Source organism: Xanthomonas sp. (assembly GCF_017163755.1).
Classification (GTDB): Bacteria; Pseudomonadota; Gammaproteobacteria; order Xanthomonadales; family Xanthomonadaceae; genus Xanthomonas_A.
In genome coordinates this window covers 44,806-60,153 of the sequence record NZ_JAFIWC010000002.1, presented here as the reverse complement: position 1 = coordinate 60,153, position 15,348 = coordinate 44,806, and the positions used below count along the sequence as shown (strand labels likewise).

Here is a 15,348-nt window from a genome sequence, read left to right as displayed (position 1 = left end):
CGGCCATTATGGCGTGGCGGCCGCCGCCGGTTCGCCTGCCCGGCGCGGCGCGGCCTGCGGATCGGCGCCATCGCAACGGCTGTCTTCGTTGCGGAAGAACACCGCGAAGCGGTGCTCGCCGTCCAGCCCCAGCAGCAGGTCGGTGCCCAGCGGACGCAGCCGCCATTGCCGCCCGTCGCGCTGGCGCAGCGTGACCTGGCCGTCGGCCAGGCGCGCCTGCCACACCTGGCCGTCATTGCCGCGCACGCTGCCGTCGCGGCGGAATTGCAGGCCGAGCGAATTGCCGATCGGGGCGTGGAAACCGCCGCACGGCAGCTGCGTGGCCGGCGGCGACTGCAGCTGCGCCGCGCTCACCTCGCCCAGCGCGGTGGTGCGCCCGCAGGCCACCGGATCGGACAGCTGGCAGGCCTGTTCCAGCAGCGCCTTCGCGCGCAGGAACTGGCCGTCGTCCCACAGCCGTCCGGCCGCGGCGGTGCATACGTGCGGCGACGCGCTGCGCTGGCACACGGCTTCCGGTTGCGTCGGCGGCAGCGGCGCGGCGCCGGTCCGCGCCGGCGTCCCGGTCGGAGCCGGCGCCGCATCCAGCAGCGCGCGGCAGGCGAACGGCAGCTGCGGCCCGCACAGCGCCGACGCCTGCGCGCGGTCGCCCTGCGCCAGCCGCTGCGCGCAGGTGGGCAGGTCCTGGCGGCATTGCGCGATCGCCGGCGTGGCCGCAGGCGCGGACGGCGCGCAGGGTTCGTTGCCGCCGCCCCGATACACGGTGCCGTCCGGCGCGCGGATCTGCGCCGCGTCGGCCGAGACCGTATAGCGTTCGTTGCGGCCGGTATCCAGGTCGAACAGCTGCAAGGCACCGGGCTCGCGCCGCAGGTGGAAGCGCCGCGGCGAATCCTGCTCCGGTTCCAGCCGCGCGCTGTCCGCGCCGTCCAGGTACAGCGCGTTCTGCCCGCCGTCGGTGTACAGGCCGCACAGGGGGGCGGCCGCAGGCGCGGCGTCGGCGCAGGCGGCGGCGCCCAGCCAGGCCAGCGCGAACAGGCCGGCGCGCGCCGGGGCGTGGCGGAGGGAACGGTACGAGAGCATCGAGAATCCTTTGTCGGCTGGCGCGACGCGCCGGGGGAGAAGGTCAGGCGCGGAACTCGGCGCGGATCGCCGGCCGGTACAGCTGGTACACGATCCAGCCGTGCAAGGCGGCGAAGACCAGTGCGGTGGCCGCGCCGGTGGCCAGGCTGACCACGCGCCCCATCTGCAGTTCGGCCTGCAGCTGCGCGCCTTCGGCGGTCTGCCGGATGGCCTCGGGCAGCAGCCCGTTCATCGTCTCGAAGAACTGCCACAGCAACGGCAGGCTGGCGAAGTTGCCCAGGCCGGTGACGACCAGGAAGGCCACGAAACCCAGTCGCGCCCATTCGCGACGCTGCAGCAGTCCCCAGGCGACGACGCAGAACAGCAGCGCCAGCACCGCCGACAGCACCGACAGCGCGAGCAGGTGGTCCACGCACCATTGCAGCAGCGGCGGCAGCAGCACGCCGATGCGCAGCAGGGTCCGCTCGATCGTCCCGTCGGGCAGCAGCGCCACCAGCCCGGCCTGGCCCAGCGCGTACAGCAGCCATGCCGCGCCGACCAGCAGCGAGATCTTCGCCATCGACGTGATCATCGAACTGCGGGCGACGGGCAGGGGCGGTGGCGGCATCGGCGGTCCTTGCTGGAGGGGCGGTCGGCCGGTGCGCCGGCGCCGCGAACGATCCGCAAGGATAGAGGGCTGGGCGGGCGACGCAAGCGGCAAGGGTGGCGATGGTGGTGGGAGGGGGCTTGGCGCGGTTGGTGTGCGGCACCGGGGAGTTGCGCGGCTTCGCTTGTCGCGACGAATGGCCCGGGGCTAGGCAGAGTCGCTTCTACAAGAGTGAGAAATCGCTGCGGTGGAAGATGGCGTTGAAGGCACGGTCGTAGGAGCGCGAACAGTGATCGAACCGGCCGGTGCACTGTAGGCGGGGCTTCAGCCCCGACGCTGTGCGCAGCCGACAGGTCCGCCACTTCGCTTGTCGCGGCTGAAGCCGCTCCTACAGGGGCTTGCGGGGAGCCGGCCGGGTGCACTGTAGGCGGGGCTTCAGCCCCGACACTGTCCATAGCCGGCAGGTCCGCCGCTTCGCTCGTCGCGACCGAAGCCGCTGCCACAGGCGCAGCCTTCCCGTGGCTCGTCGCGGAGGATGGCCTGGAGCCATCTGCCGCTTCCCCGGCGCGTGCTATTTCAACTGCTGCTCGAACAGCTTCAGCACGCGCTTGTATTCGTCCAGCCACGAGTCGGCGCGGGTGAAGCCGTGCCGCTCCAGCGGGTACGGGGCGAGCTCCCAGTTGTCCTTGCGCAGCTCGATCAGTTTCTGGCTCATGCTCACCGAATCGCGGAAGAACACGTTGTCGTCGATCATGCCGTGGGCGATCAGCAGGTGGTCGCGCAGGCCGTCGGCGTACTCGATCGGCGAGGACACCCGGTACGCCTCCGGGTCAAGCTCCGGGGTGTTGAGGATGTTGGCGGTGTACTCGTGGTTGTACTGGGTCCAGTCGCCGACCGGGCGCAACGCGGCGCCGGCCTTGAACGTGCCGGGCTTGCGGAACAGCGCCATGTAGGTCATGAAGCCGCCGTAGGAGCCGCCATAGATGCCGGCGCGGTCGCGGTCGCCCTGCTTCTGCGCGACCAGCCAGTCCAGCCCGTCCAGGTAGTCGTCCAGCTCCGGATGGCCCATGTTGCGGTAGATCGCGGTGCGCCAGTCGCGGCCGTAGCCGGCGCTGGCGCGGTAGTCCAGGTCCAGCACCACGTAGCCCTTCTGCACCAGCAGGTTGTGGAACATCTGCTCGCGGAAGTACGGCGTGTAGCGCGCCGAGACGTTCTGCAGGTAGCCGGCGCCGTGCACGAACATCACGATCGGGTAGCGTTTGCCCGGCTCGGGCTGCTGCGGGCCGTAGTACTTGCCCCAGATGGTGCCGGCGCCGTGCTTGGACGGCACCTGCACGTACTGCGGCTGGATCCACGGGCGCGCCTTGAATTCGGCGCTGCGGGTGTCGGTGAGCACGCGCGCCTGGCCGCCGGCGGCCGGCAGCACCGCCAGCTGCGGCGGCAGGTAGCTGCCGGAGTAGCGCACCAGCAGCTGCTGGCCGTCCGGCGACAGCGCGAAGTCCTCCACCCCGTCGAGCGCGGTCAGTTCGCTGACCGTATCGCTGTCCAGGTCCAGCTTGCACACCTCGTAGTCGCCCGGCCACGTGCGGTTGCACAGGAAGTAGAAGCCGCGGCCGTCGGCGCTGAGCACCGGTTCGGACACTTCCCAGTCGCCGCGGGTGCGCTGGCGCGGCTTGTCGGTGCCGCGCTGGGTGTACAGGTGCGAATAGCCGGACTGCTCGGACAGCAGCCACAGCGTCTGGTTGTCCGGCAGCCAGCCGAAATCGTTGAAGCTCCAGCCGATCCAGGCCGCATCGGTGAGGCGGTGGCGGGTCTGCAGCGCCGCGCGGTCCAGGTCGACGCTGGCGATCCAGCGGTCCTTGTTGTCGACTGCGCGCAGCAGCACCGCGGCGTTGCGGCCGTCGTCGCTCCAGTGGATCGCCGGGCCGCTGCCGTCGCCGTCGGTCTCCACGCGCAGCGCGCGCGGGCCCTTCAGCGGCTCGCGCTTGGCCGCCTTGCGCAGCTTGGCCAGCGGATCCTGGTCGATGCCGGGCAGGGTGTCGAAGTCGAGCTTGCGCACGCTGCCGGCATGCACGTCCACCAGCCACAGGGTCTGCGCCAGCGGCGCGTTGTGGCCGACGCGGGTGCGGGTTTCCTGGAATTCCTCGTAGCCCGATTCGGTCACGTACTTGGGCATCTTGCCGCCGCGGCCTTCGTCGCCGCCCTTGGCGTGGGTCGCCACCAGCAGGTAGCGGCCGTCCGGCGACAGCGCGCTGTCGTCGATGGCCACGTCCTCGCCCAGGTACACCGGCGCCGGCGCGCGGCTGCTGTCGGCGCGGCGCCAGGCCTGGTCCTGCTTGCGCGCCAGCTCGCGCTGCTCGCGGTCGCGCGCCAGCGTGGCCAGGGTGCGCAGCTGCTGCTCGCGCAGCGCGTCGGGCTTGGGCGTGGCGTCGGGATCGCGCTCGGCCTTCAGCACCGCGGCCTGCATCACGCCGCCGCCGGGCGTCCAGCGGTACCAGTCGTTGCCGGCACGCCACAGCGCGCCGCCGTCGGTGGTGAACTGCGGGCGCGACTCGGCATCGACGCTGCGGGTCAGCTGGGTCAGCGCGCCGCTGCGCAGGTCGCGCAGGAAGATGTCGCCGTTGCGCACGAACAGCATGCGCTGGCGCTGCGCGTCGTAGACCGGGTTGGCCGCGTCCAGGGTGCTGCGCTGGGCATCCTCGACCTGCTGCGCGACGCCGCCGGCGACCGGCTGGCGGAAAGTGTCGCGCACCGGGCTGGCACGGCGCTTGAGCTCGTACTGCACCTGGCGGCCGTCCCAGGCCCACCACGCATTCTCCACCGGCGGCCCGATCCAGTCCGGATCGGCCATCGCCTGTTCGATGGTCAGCGGGGCGGCGTCCTGCGCGGTGGCCAGCGACGGCAGGCAGGACAGGGACAGCAGAAACGCGGGCAGGCACAGACGACGCATCGGGATTCCGGGCAACGGGCAAACCGCGAGCGTAGCAGCCGGCGCGGCGGCGGCGAGTGCGCCGTTGGTCATGGGGGAGCCGGGACTCGGGACTCGGGACTCGGGATTTTCGCAAGTTCGCGGCATTGCTGCTTTTCTGTAGGAGGGGCTTCAGCCCCGACGCTCTACCGGCAAGGCGTCGGGGCTAAATCTCTCCTACAGAAAGCGGCTTGGCTGGAGCCGCAAAAAAGCCGCTTTTTCTAAGAAAAATCTGCACTTTTTTCATCAAATCGCTTGACAGCGATTTGCCCCGGGACAGCATCCTGCCGTCCCGAGTCCCGAGTCCCGAGTCCCGAGTCCCGAGTCCCGAGTCCCGAGTCCCGAGTCCCGAGTCCCGAGTCCCGAGTCCCCGCCCCTGCGACATCCCGTCACGGGCAATTTCACGGCCGTGGCCTAACAATGTGCCTCGGTTCGAGTCTCAGGAAGATGCCATGGACGCATTGCTGCTTTCGCGCATCCAGTTCGGCTTCGTCATCAGCTTCCATGTGCTGTTTCCGGCCTTCACCATCGGCCTGTCGAGCTGGCTGGCGTTCCTGGAATGGCGCTGGCTGCGCACCCGCGACACGGTCTGGCGCGACCTGTACTTCTTCTGGCTGAAGATCTTCGCGGTGTCCTTCGGCATGGGCGTGGTCAGCGGCATCGTGATGAGCTTCCAGTTCGGCACCAACTGGTCGGTGCTCAGCGAACGCGCCGGCAACATCCTCGGCCCGCTGCTCAGCTACGAAGTGCTGACCGCGTTCTTCCTGGAGGCCTCGTTCCTGGGGGTGATGCTGTTCGGCTGGCGCAAGGTGCCGGAGAAGCTGCACTTCCTGTCCACCTGCCTGGTTGCGCTGGGCACGCTGATCTCCACGTTCTGGATCCTGTCGGCCAACAGCTGGCTGCAGACGCCGGCCGGCTACACGATCGTCGACGGCGTGTTCCATCCGGCCAGCTGGCGCGAGGTGATCTTCAATCCGTCGTTCCCGTACCGGCTCACGCACATGGTGCTGGCCGCCTTCATCACCACCTGCTTCGTGATCGGCGGGGTCAGCGGCTGGTACCTGCGCCGCGGCGAGCACCTGGATGCGGCCGCGCGCATGCTGAAGCTGGCGGTGGCGTTCGCCGCGATCGCGGTGCCGCTGCAGATCGCCGCCGGCGATGCGCACGGGCTGAACACGCTCGAGCACCAGCCGATGAAGGTGGCGGCGATGGAGGCGCACTGGCACAACGAGGCGCCGGGCGAAGGCGTGCCGCTGGTGCTGTTCGCGGTGCCCAACGAGGACGCCGAGCGCAACGACTACGAGGTGAAGGTCCCGCGCCTGGGCAGCGTGATCCTGACCCATACGCTGGACGGGCAGATCGCGCCGCTGACCACGGTGCCCAAGGACGAGCGGCCGCCGGTGAAGCCGGTGTTCTACGCGTTCCGGGTGATGGTCGGATTGGGCATGGCAATGCTCCTGCTGGCGTTCGTGTCGCTGTTCTTCTGGTGGCGCGGCACGCTGCTGCGCCGGCGCGGGCTGCACCTGGCGTGGAACGCGATGCTGCCCGCCGGCTTCATCGCCCTGGTCGCCGGCTGGTTCGTCACCGAGATCGGCCGCCAGCCGTACGTGGTCTACGGGCTGCTGCACACGCGCGATGCGGTGAGCGAACTCACGCCGGCGATGGTGTGGGTATCGCTGGGCGTCTACGTGGCGGCCTATGCGGTGGTGTTCGGCTTCGGCAGCTGGTACATCCTGAAGATGCTGCGCAACGGGCCGCTGCCGCACGAGCCGGAGCCGCGCGTGCAGGAAGGCGACAAGACCCCTGCGCGGCCGATCTCCGCGGCCGACGACTACATCGAGGAGACACGCTGATGGACATGGCGACCGTGTTGCCGGTGATCTGGTTCGGGGTGATCGGGTTCGGCGTGCTGATGTACGTGCTGCTGGACGGCTTCGTGCTCGGCCTGGGCATCCTGGCGCCGTTCGCCGAGGACGAAGAGCAGCTCGACCTGATGATGAACACCGCCGCGCCGATCTGGGACGGCAACGAGACCTGGCTGGTGCTCGGCGGCGCCGGGCTGCTGGCCGCGTTCCCGAAGGCGTACGCGGTGGTGCTGTCGGCGCTGTACCTGCCGGTGCTGATGATGCTGATCGCGCTGGTGTTCCGCGGCGTGGCGTTCGAGTTCCGGTTCAAGGCGCATACCTCCAAGTACCTGTGGGGCTGGGCGTTCGCGGCCGGTTCGCTGTGCGCGGCGTTCTGGCAGGGGGTGATCCTGGGCGCGCTGGTGGAGGGCATGCCGCTGCAGGGCGGCAAGTACCTGGGCGGCGTGCTGGGCTGGTTCAGCCCGTTCTCGATGCTGACCGGCGCGGCGGTGGTGTTCGGCTACGCGCTGCTCGGCGGCAGCTGGCTGATCCTGAAGACCGAAGGGACGATGCAGCGCATCGCGCGTTCGCTGACCCGGCCGCTGGTGCTGGTGGTGGTGGTGTTCATGGGCCTGGTCAGCGCATGGCTGCCGTTCCTGGATTCGCGGATCATGGCGCGCTGGTTCCACGACGGGAACTTCTGGTGGCTGTCGCCGGTGCCGCTGCTGGTGCTGGTCAACGCCTTCGCGCTGTGGCGCGCGGCGATGGCGCAGGGCCGCGACGCGCGTCCGTTCGTGCTGACCCTGTGCTTCTTCGCGCTGGGCTTCTTCGGCCTGGTGCTGGGCATCTGGCCGAACATCGTGCCGCCGGGGCTGACCATCTGGGAGGCGGCCTCGCCGCCGTCGTCGCAGGGCTTCGTGCTGGTCGGGCTGGCGGTGCTGCTGCCGGTGATCCTGGGCTACACCGCATGGTCGTATCGCGTGTTCCGCGGCAAGATCACCGCCGACAGCGGCTACCACCACTGAGGGCGCGGCCGCCGCTGGCGTCCCGCCGCCGCGCCGGGCCGGCTTGCCAGCGGCGGCAGCGGCGGCCAAGCTAGCGTTTCCCGCGCGCGTTGCGGGTCATTGCCCGCCCGAGCCGCCGCCACGCATGCCTGCCGTTTCCTCTGCCGTTCCCGCCCCGTCGTCGCATCCGCTCGCCGTCGGCGATGCGCACCGTCCCCTGGCCTACGCCGACGGCCGGCATGTGGATCTGGCCACGTTCCTCGGCCACGTGCGCGGCCTGGCCGCGGCGCTGCCGGACGGGCGCCATGCGCTGAACCTGTGCGAGGACCGCTACCGTTTCATGGTCGCGTTCTGCGCGGTGGCGCTGCGCGGGCAGACCTCGCTGCTGCCGTCCTCGCGCGCGCCGGCGGTGGTGGCCGAGGTGCAGCGCAGCCACGCCGACAGCTACTGCCTGGGCGATACCGCGCTGGCCGAGCCGCCGCCGCGCTACTGGCGGCTGCCCGAGACCCTGCCCAGCGCCGACGGCGAGATGCCGATGCTCGCCGACGACGCCCTGGTCGCGATCGGCTTCACCTCCGGCAGCACCGGCGCGCCCACGCCCAACCGCAAGACCTGGGGCAGCTTCCTGACCAGCACCCGCCAGGACCTGCTGGCGCTGCAGGGCCTGTGGGACGGCGGCGCGGTGCCGCACGTGGTCGCCACGGTGCCGCCGCAGCACATGTACGGGATGGAGCTGTCGGTGCTGCTGCCGCTGGTGACGCCGCTGGCGGTGCATGCGGGGCGGCCGTTCTTTCCGCAGGACGTGGCGCGCGCGCTGGCGCAGGTGCCGGCGCCGCGGTTGCTGGTGACCACGCCGGTGCACCTGCGCGCGCTGGTCGAATCCGGCGTCGCGCTGCCGCCGTTGGCCGGCATCGTCTCGGCCACCGCGCCGCTGGCTGCCGAGCTGGCCGCCGCCGCCGAGGCGCGCTTCGGCGGCCAGGTGCGCGAGATGTTCGGTTCCACCGAGACCTGCGTGTTCGCCAGCCGGCGGACCGCCTGCGAGGCGCTGTGGACGCCGTTGCCGGGGGTGCGCGTGGCGCCGCAGCCGGATGGCACGCTGGTGCACGCGCCGCACCTGGCGCAGCCGGTGCTGCTGGCCGACCTGATGGACGTGGACGCCGACGGCCGCTTCCAGGTGCGCGGCCGCCAGGCCGACCTGCTGGAGATCGCCGGCAAGCGCGCCTCGCTGGCCGACCTGACCCGCCGCCTGCTGGCGGTGCCGGGCGTGGTCGACGGCGCGATGCTGCAGCTGGAGCCGGAGCCCGGGCAGACGGTGGGGCGCATCGCCGCGGTGGTGGTGGCGCCGACGCTGGACGAAGCGGCGATCCTGGCTGCTCTTCGCCGCGAACTGGACCCGGTGTTCCTGCCGCGCCGGCTGCGCAAGCTCGACGCGCTGCCGCGCAACGAGACCGGCAAGCTGCCGCGCGACCGGCTGCTGGCGTTGCTGGCGGCCGCGGCGCGTTGAGGCGGGGACTCGGGACTCGGGACTCGGGACTCGGGACTTTAGCGAGTGCACTGCATTGCAGGAGGGGCTTCAGCCCCGACGCCTTACCGGTAGCGCGTCGGGGCTGAAGCCCCTCCCACAATGTAGTCATGCCGAAGCGGCTGGAAGCGCTTTTTTGGAGGCTGAGCCGCGGCCGCGGCTCAGCCGTGCACGCCGTCGATCTCCACCGCCAGTTCGTCGCGGCAGATCACCGCATGCAGCAGCAGCCGCGGGACGCGGTCGCCGAAGCGCGCGTCCAGCGCCGCGGCCACCAGCGGCAGGTCGGCCTGCTCGCGCACGTAGACCTTCAGCCGAGTGCCGTCGCCGAACTGCGCCGGCAGTTCCGGCGCGTGCGCACGCGCGGCGGCGAGCAGCGCGTCGAAGTTGGCGAAGGTCTCCTCCAGCTGCGCCAGCAGCTGGCCGCTGTGCATCGACGCATGGCCGACCACGCTGGCGGTGCCCGACAGCAGCAGCGGCATGTCGCTGCCGGCCGGCGGCAGCATCGCGCGGGCGAAGCTCGGCGGCTGCGGGCCGTACTGGCGCGGGTAGCGGTACGCGCTGACCTGGCGCGGGTTCTCCAGCGGCGTGCCGGATTGCGCGGCGGCCAGCCAGTAGATCTGGATCACCCGCGCCGCGTCGCAGCGGCCCACCGCGGTGGCCGCCGGCAGCTGGCTGGCGTCGAACCGGCCCAGGCCGCGCGCGCGGCCGACGCAGAACTGGCGGTAGCGTTCGCGGTCGCCGCTGCCCAGGGTGATCGCGTCCAGGTAGTTCCAGATGCGCAGCAGGCGCGGCGTGGCGCTGGCGCCGACGAACGCGGTCAGCTGCGCGTAGGCCAGCGCCGAGGCCGCTTCGATGTCCAGCGCCTGCTCGTCGATCTCGATCACGCCGAACTGCAGGCGCCCGTCGCTGGCCCAGGCGATGTCGCCGTCGCGGCCGCTGCGCACCGGCGCATCGGTGCGCCACACCTCCAGCACGCGCGGCCCGTGCGGCTGCAGCGGCACGCGCAGGTAGCGCGGGTCGTCCAGCCGCGGGGCGTCGTCGCCGAAGCCGAACACCGCCAGCACCTGCGCGTCGCGCAGCAGCGCGTCCAGCTCGGTTTCGGCGACGTAGTCCACCTGCAGCTGCGGGTGGCGCTGCTCGGTGTGCGGGGGAAGCGGGTGCGGCCGGCTCATCAATGGTCTCCGTGCAGGGTGTCGCCGTGGAAATGCTCGCGCGCCTGGCGGCGGCGGTGGCGCCAGGCGCGCAACGCGCGCGGCAGCATCGACGCGGCGGCGATGGTGTAGATCGCGCGGAACACGCGCAGCCGGCGCAGCACCGCGCGGTTGTCGAACACGTCGCCGGCCAGCATCGCCACCACCGCCTGCTCCACCTGCAGCACGTTGCGCGGCTGCGCGAACAGCTCGCGCATGGTCGGCGAGGTGAAGCGGTAGATGAACCACTTGAACTCGTTCAGGCCGGCGCGCAGATGCTTCTCCAGCGCGCGCTGCAGCCGCGCTTCGCGCGCCGGGTCGCGCAGCGCCGCGTCGACCACCGCCGCGCCGCGCTCGGCGCTGTGCATGGCCAGGTACACGCCGGAGGAGAACATCGGGTCGACGAAGGCGTAGGCGTCGCCGAGCATCAGCCAGCGCGGGCCGCTCATGCGCGTGCATTCGTAGGCGTAGTTGCCGGTGGCGTGCACCGGCGCCACGCGCTGCGCGCCGGCCATGCGCGCGGCCACGTCCGGGTGCAGCGCCAGGGTGCGCAGCAGGAACGCCTCGCTGTCGCCCTTGCGGGTCTTCATGTATTCGGGGTAGCACACCGCGCCGACGCTCATCACGTCGTCGGGCAGCGGGATCAGCCACATCCAGCCGTGCGCATGGCGGTAGATGCTGATGTTGCCGGCGTCCTCGCCCGGGCGCCGCGCCACGCCGCGGAAATGGCTGAACAGCGCCGCGGACTGGTGCCGCCGGTTGGCGCGCTTGAGCTTGAGCTTGTTGCCCAGGACGGTGTCGCGCCCGCTGGCGTCGATCAGGTAGCGCGGGCGGAAGCTGCGCACCCCGTCGGCGCCGCGCGCCTGCACCAGCGGCTGTTCGCCGTCCAGCCGCACCGCCTCCACCTTGGTGCCCTCGCGCAGGTCGGCGCCTTCGGCGCGCGCCTGCGCGAACAGCACCCGGTCGAACTCGGCGCGCGGCACCTGGAACGCGTAGTCGGCCTTGGCGTGGAGCGCGCGCTCGAAGCGGAAGGTGTTGTAGCCGCCGGCGTCGTTGGGAAAGTCCGCGCCCAGCTTCAGCACCCCGATCGCGCGGACCTGCTCGAGCACGCCCAGCCGCTGCAGTATTGGGATGTTCATCGGCAGCAGCGATTCGCCGATGTGGAAGCGCGGGTGGCGGTCCTTTTCCAGCAGGGTGACCCGCCAGCCCTGCCGCGCCAGCAGGATCGCCGCCGCGCAACCGGCCGGGCCGCCGCCGATCACCAGCACGTCGGGCGTCTCCGTCGCGGTGGCCGCCGTCGCGGGCGGTGCGGCGGCGGGGACGGGGGCAACGGCGGTGGCGTTCATCCTGGAACCTACGGGCATGCGTGAAGAGACGGCATGATAGCTTGCCCGCCGGTGTCGGGCAGTTGCGCCGCTGCGCCCGATGCACCATCTTGTCGCACCTTTGTCCTCTAGCCGGAAGCCCTTGGATGTCTTCGCAAACCGCCGCCGAACGTGAACTGGCCGAGCTGCTGGTCGAGAGCCTGAACCTGGAGGACGTGCAGCCCGGCGACATCGACCCGGAGGCGCCGCTGTTCAACACCGGCCTGGGCCTGGACTCGATCGACGCGCTGGAACTGGCGTTGGCGATCAGCAAGCGCTACGGCTTCCAGCTGCGTTCGGACAACGACGAGAACCGCCGCATCTTCGCCTCGCTGCGCGCATTGTCGGCGCATGTCGAAGCCAACAAGACCAGCTGACCCGGCGCTCGCCGCGCCCGCCGACGCGCCGTGGGCGCTGGCGCTGGGCCTGCTGCTGGCGCTGGCGTATTCGCCGCTGGCGCACTGGGCCAATGCCTCGCACCGTCCCGAACTGGCGGTGCTGGCCGGCATGGCGCTGGTGCTGATGGTGCTGGTGGAGCCGCTGGCGCGGCGCCGCGGCTGGGCGTGGCTGCTGGCGCTGCTGTGCCTGGGCGCGCTGCTGCCGCTGTGGGACTCGCCGCGCGCCCTGCTGCTGCTGGCGGCGCCGCCGGTGGTGTTCACCGGCTGGGTGGCCTGGTTCTTCGGCCGCAGCCTGCGCGCCGGGCGCACCCCGCTGATCTCGCGCATCGTCCAGGCCCTGTACCTGCAGGCGGGCATGGCGATCAGCGCCGAGCAGTACCGCTACACCCGGCGCCTGACCCTGGCCTGGTCGCTGCTGCTGGCCGCCTTGACCTTGCTGAACCTGGTGCTGGCGCTGTGCGCGCAGCCCAGCGGCGTGCTGGCCCAGCTGGGCTACCGCTCGCCGCTGCCGATCGGCGACGCGCGCGCCTCGCTGATCGCCAATCTGCTGGGCTACGGGGTGATCGGCGGCTTCTTCGTCGGCGAGTACCTGCTGCGCGGGCGCTGGTTTCCGCAGCGTCCCTACCGTAATCTGCCCGATTTCCTGCATCAGCTGGCGCGGCTGGGGCCGGTCTTTTGGCGCGATCTGTTGCGCTGACGCGCGTATCGCGGGGGTTGCAGAGGTTTCGTGCAGATCATCAAGGACAAACTGAAGATGCCGCAGGCAGGGATGCCGTCGCGCATGGCGTGGGCCGTGTGGAATACGTTGCAGCTGCTGTTCACCCTGTCCTTCACCGGGGCCGGCATCGTGGTGGCGCTGCTGTTGCTGCCGCTGGGCGGGCCGCGCCTGCCGCTGCGCATGGGCGCGCGGTTCTGGGCGCCGGTGCTGCTGTTCGGCGCCGGGGCGCGGCTGCAGGTCGAGGGCCAGGAGCGGGTGGACTGGTCGCGCAACCACCTGTTCGTCAGCAACCACCAGTCGATCATCGACATCTGCGCGCTGTTCATGGCGCTGCCGGTGCCGCTGCGCTTCCTGCTCAAGGACGAGATGCTGCAGGTGCCGTTCGTGAACTGGTACGCGCGCTATACCGGCATGCTGTTCCTGGACCGCGACAGCCGCCGCGCCGGGGCGATGGTGCGGCGCCAGGCCGCGGCGCTGCTGCGCCAGGGCCAGGACCTGTGCCTGTTCCCGGAAGGCACCCGCAGCCGCACCGGGGAATTGGCCGAATTCAAGGCCGGGCTGCTGCAGGCCGCTATAGATGCTGGCGTGGACGTGGTGCCGGTGGCGCTGGACGGGGCGGGCAAGGTCCTGCCGCCGACCAGCCTGTTCCGGGTGCGGCCCGGGGTGATCCGGGTGCGGATCGGCGCGCCGATCAACGTGAACGGCCCCGATGGGCCGCTGGACCGGCAACAGCTGACCCAGCGCGCGCACCACGCCGTCCGTGCCATGCTCGAACCCAGGATCTGAGTTGCCAAGGCTTATGCATTTCGTCGTACCGCCCGATCATCCCTGCCTGCCGGGGCACTTTCCCGGCCGGCCGCTCGTGCCCGGCGTGGTGGTGCTGGACCACGTCCTGCAGGCGATCGAGGCCGCGCATGGCGCGCGCGCCGGGTTGCGCCTGCCGCAGGTGAAGTTCCTGCAGCCGCTGCTGCCGGGCCAGCCGGCGCATATCGAGCTGGACGGGCAGGCGCCGCGCTGGCGCTTCCGCGTGCGCCGCGGCGAGGACCTGCTGGTCAGCGGCGACGTGGTCGCGGAGGCGGCGCCATGAGCGCCAGCTGGAAACACCGCCCGGAAGGCGGCGGCCGCTTCGCGCTGTGGCTGATCCGCAGCATCGCCCGCTACGGCGGCCGTACCGTCGGCCGCCTGCTGCTGTACCCGATCACGCTGTACTTCCTGCTGGTGCGCGGCCCGGAGCGGCGCGACTCGCGCGACTACCTGAGCCGGGTGTTCGGCCGCCCGGCCACGCTGCTGGACGTGGCCCGGCACATCCACACCTTCGCCTCGACCATCCTCGACCGCGTGTTCATGCTGTGCGGGCAGATGCAGCGCTTCCGGGTCGACATCCAGGGCCTGGAGCAGCTGCACCGGCAGATGGACCGCGGCCGCGGCGTGCTGATCTTCGGCTCGCACCTGGGCAGCTTCGACGCGCTGCGCGTGCTGGCCACCGAGCGCCCGGACGTGCAGGTCAAGGTGGTGCTGGACAAGGCGCACAACCCGGCGATGACCGAGCTGCTCGGCGCGCTGAACCCGCAGCTGGCGGCCAACATCATCGACGCCGGCATGGACAGCACCTCGATCGTCATGGCGATCAAGCAGGCCACCGACGAAGGCGCGCTGGTGGCGCTGCTGGTCGACCGCCCGCGCCCGGAAGACCCGGCGCTGCCGGCCGCGTTCATCGGCCAGGGCGCGATGTTCCCGACCTCGCCGTGGCTGATCGCCGCGGTGCTGAAGGTGCCGGTGGTGCTGGCGTTCGGCCTGTACCGCGGCGGCAACCGCTACCAGCTGGTGTTCGAGACCTTCAGCGAAGGCCTGGACCTGCCGCGGCGGCAGCGCGCGCCGGTGCTGGCCGCGCTCATCCGCGATTACGCCGCCAGGCTGGAGCATTACACGCGCTCGGCCCCGTACAACTGGTTCAACTTCTACGATTTCTGGAACAACCGCCATGCCGACGCGTCGCACCTTGCCGTGGATGCTGATACTGCTGTGCAGCGCCGCACCGCTTTGCGCCGCACCGCCTGAGGCGCCGGACCCCGGCTGGATCCTGCAGAAGCTGGCGCGGCCGGCGCCGGTCAGCACCGACTTCATCGAACTGCGCGGCTCGGCGCTGCTCAAGGCGCCGCTGCGCGTGCAGGGCCAGTACCGCCGCCCCGACAACGACACGCTGGTGCGCGAAGTCACCTCGCCGTACCGCGAGACCACCACGCTGAAGGACGGCCAGGCCACGCTGCAGCGCGACGGCAAGCCGCCGCGGCGCTTCTCGCTGGCGCGCGCGCCGGAGCTGGCCGGCCTGCAGAACGGTTTCGGCGCGCTGCTGTCCGGCGACCTGGCCCGGCTGCAGCAGCACTACGCGCTGCGCAGCGAAGGCACGCGCGAGCGCTGGCAGCTGCAACTGCAGCCCAGGGACGCGGCGCTGGCCGCGCAGGTGCGCGAGCTGCGCCTGTACGGCCGCGGCGCGGAGCTGCGCTGCATCGAGACCACGCCGGCCAAGGGCGAGGTGCAGCGCACGCTGCTGGCCGGCGCCGCGCGCGACGCCGCGCGCATCGACGCGGCCGCCGCGCTGACCGCGCTGTGCCACGGCGACGCGCGCTGATGCCGGCCCGCGGTAGCAGGGCGGTTCGCCACGCCCAAGCTGCGCCCG

General features: G+C 71.5%; 14 protein-coding genes. 9 read left to right on the top strand and 5 right to left on the bottom strand.

The features are described 5' to 3' along the window. Positions 1–6: 6 nt before the first annotated feature. From JR065_RS02170 to JR065_RS02160, 3 genes are all read right to left on the bottom strand, one after another. Positions 7–1,077, bottom strand: a complete 1,071-nt coding sequence (locus tag JR065_RS02170) for a hypothetical protein (protein WP_206231678.1) — start codon at positions 1,075–1,077, stop codon at positions 7–9. 43 nt (positions 1,078–1,120) lie between these two features. Continuing rightward, on the bottom strand, positions 1,121–1,684 hold the full coding sequence (locus tag JR065_RS02165) for a hypothetical protein (protein WP_206231677.1): 564 nt from the start codon (positions 1,682–1,684) through the stop codon (positions 1,121–1,123). A 550-nt stretch (positions 1,685–2,234) separates the two neighbouring features. Beyond that, positions 2,235–4,613: an alpha/beta hydrolase family protein gene (locus tag JR065_RS02160; RefSeq protein ID WP_206231676.1), complete on the bottom strand. Its 2,379-nt coding sequence runs from the start codon at positions 4,611–4,613 to the stop codon at positions 2,235–2,237. Positions 4,614–5,083: 470 nt separating this feature from the next. Between JR065_RS02160 and JR065_RS02155 the strand changes: the two genes are divergently transcribed. From JR065_RS02155 to JR065_RS02145, 3 genes are all read left to right on the top strand, one after another. Continuing rightward, a complete protein-coding gene (locus JR065_RS02155; RefSeq protein ID WP_206231675.1) occupies positions 5,084–6,484 on the top strand; it encodes a cytochrome ubiquinol oxidase subunit I in 1,401 nt (466 codons plus the stop codon). Next, positions 6,484–7,500 carry a cytochrome d ubiquinol oxidase subunit II gene (gene cydB, locus JR065_RS02150; RefSeq protein WP_206231674.1) on the top strand — a complete coding sequence of 339 codons (1,017 nt, stop codon included), beginning with the start codon at positions 6,484–6,486 and terminating at the stop codon, positions 7,498–7,500. The genes JR065_RS02155 and cydB overlap by 1 nt, the downstream gene beginning before the upstream one ends. A gap of 124 nt (positions 7,501–7,624) precedes the next feature. Next, entirely contained in the window at positions 7,625–8,983 is a 1,359-nt protein-coding gene (locus tag JR065_RS02145) for an AMP-binding protein (RefSeq protein WP_206231673.1), read from the top strand. Positions 8,984–9,162: 179 nt separating this feature from the next. Here the strand turns inward: JR065_RS02145 and JR065_RS02140 are convergent, their stop codons facing one another. Both JR065_RS02140 and JR065_RS02135 read right to left on the bottom strand, forming a co-directional pair. Next, a complete protein-coding gene (locus JR065_RS02140; protein ID WP_206231672.1) occupies positions 9,163–10,173 on the bottom strand; it encodes a pteridine-dependent deoxygenase in 1,011 nt (336 codons plus the stop codon). Beyond that, positions 10,173–11,537, bottom strand: coding sequence for an NAD(P)/FAD-dependent oxidoreductase (locus JR065_RS02135; RefSeq protein ID WP_241093317.1), 1,365 nt, complete (start codon positions 11,535–11,537; stop codon positions 10,173–10,175). Before JR065_RS02135 ends, JR065_RS02140 begins: the two co-directional genes overlap by 1 nt. A 125-nt stretch (positions 11,538–11,662) precedes the next feature. Here JR065_RS02135 and xanC point away from each other — a divergent pair, with 125 nt between their 5' ends. From xanC to JR065_RS02105, 6 genes are read left to right on the top strand one after another with little or no spacing between them, the layout of a single operon-like run. After that, a complete protein-coding gene (gene xanC, locus JR065_RS02130) occupies positions 11,663–11,932 on the top strand; it encodes a xanthomonadin biosynthesis acyl carrier protein XanC (RefSeq protein WP_003470209.1) in 270 nt (89 codons plus the stop codon). Further along, entirely contained in the window at positions 11,907–12,650 is a 744-nt protein-coding gene (locus JR065_RS02125; protein ID WP_241093316.1) for a ketosynthase, read from the top strand. The genes xanC and JR065_RS02125 overlap by 26 nt, the downstream gene beginning before the upstream one ends. A gap of 57 nt (positions 12,651–12,707) precedes the next feature. After that, positions 12,708–13,457 (top strand): lysophospholipid acyltransferase family protein, encoded by a 750-nt coding sequence (locus JR065_RS02120; protein WP_206231877.1) that lies wholly within the window; start codon positions 12,708–12,710, stop codon positions 13,455–13,457. A 13-nt stretch (positions 13,458–13,470) separates the two neighbouring features. Further along, positions 13,471–13,758: a 3-hydroxyacyl-ACP dehydratase FabZ family protein gene (locus JR065_RS02115; RefSeq protein ID WP_206231671.1), complete on the top strand. Its 288-nt coding sequence runs from the start codon at positions 13,471–13,473 to the stop codon at positions 13,756–13,758. Beyond that, complete coding sequence (locus JR065_RS02110; protein WP_206231670.1) at positions 13,755–14,729, top strand: acyltransferase; 975 nt, start codon at positions 13,755–13,757, stop codon at positions 14,727–14,729. Before JR065_RS02115 ends, JR065_RS02110 begins: the two co-directional genes overlap by 4 nt. Next, complete coding sequence (locus JR065_RS02105) at positions 14,653–15,300, top strand: LolA-related protein (protein ID WP_343237235.1); 648 nt, start codon at positions 14,653–14,655, stop codon at positions 15,298–15,300. The genes JR065_RS02110 and JR065_RS02105 overlap by 77 nt, the downstream gene beginning before the upstream one ends. Positions 15,301–15,348 lie beyond the last annotated feature (48 nt).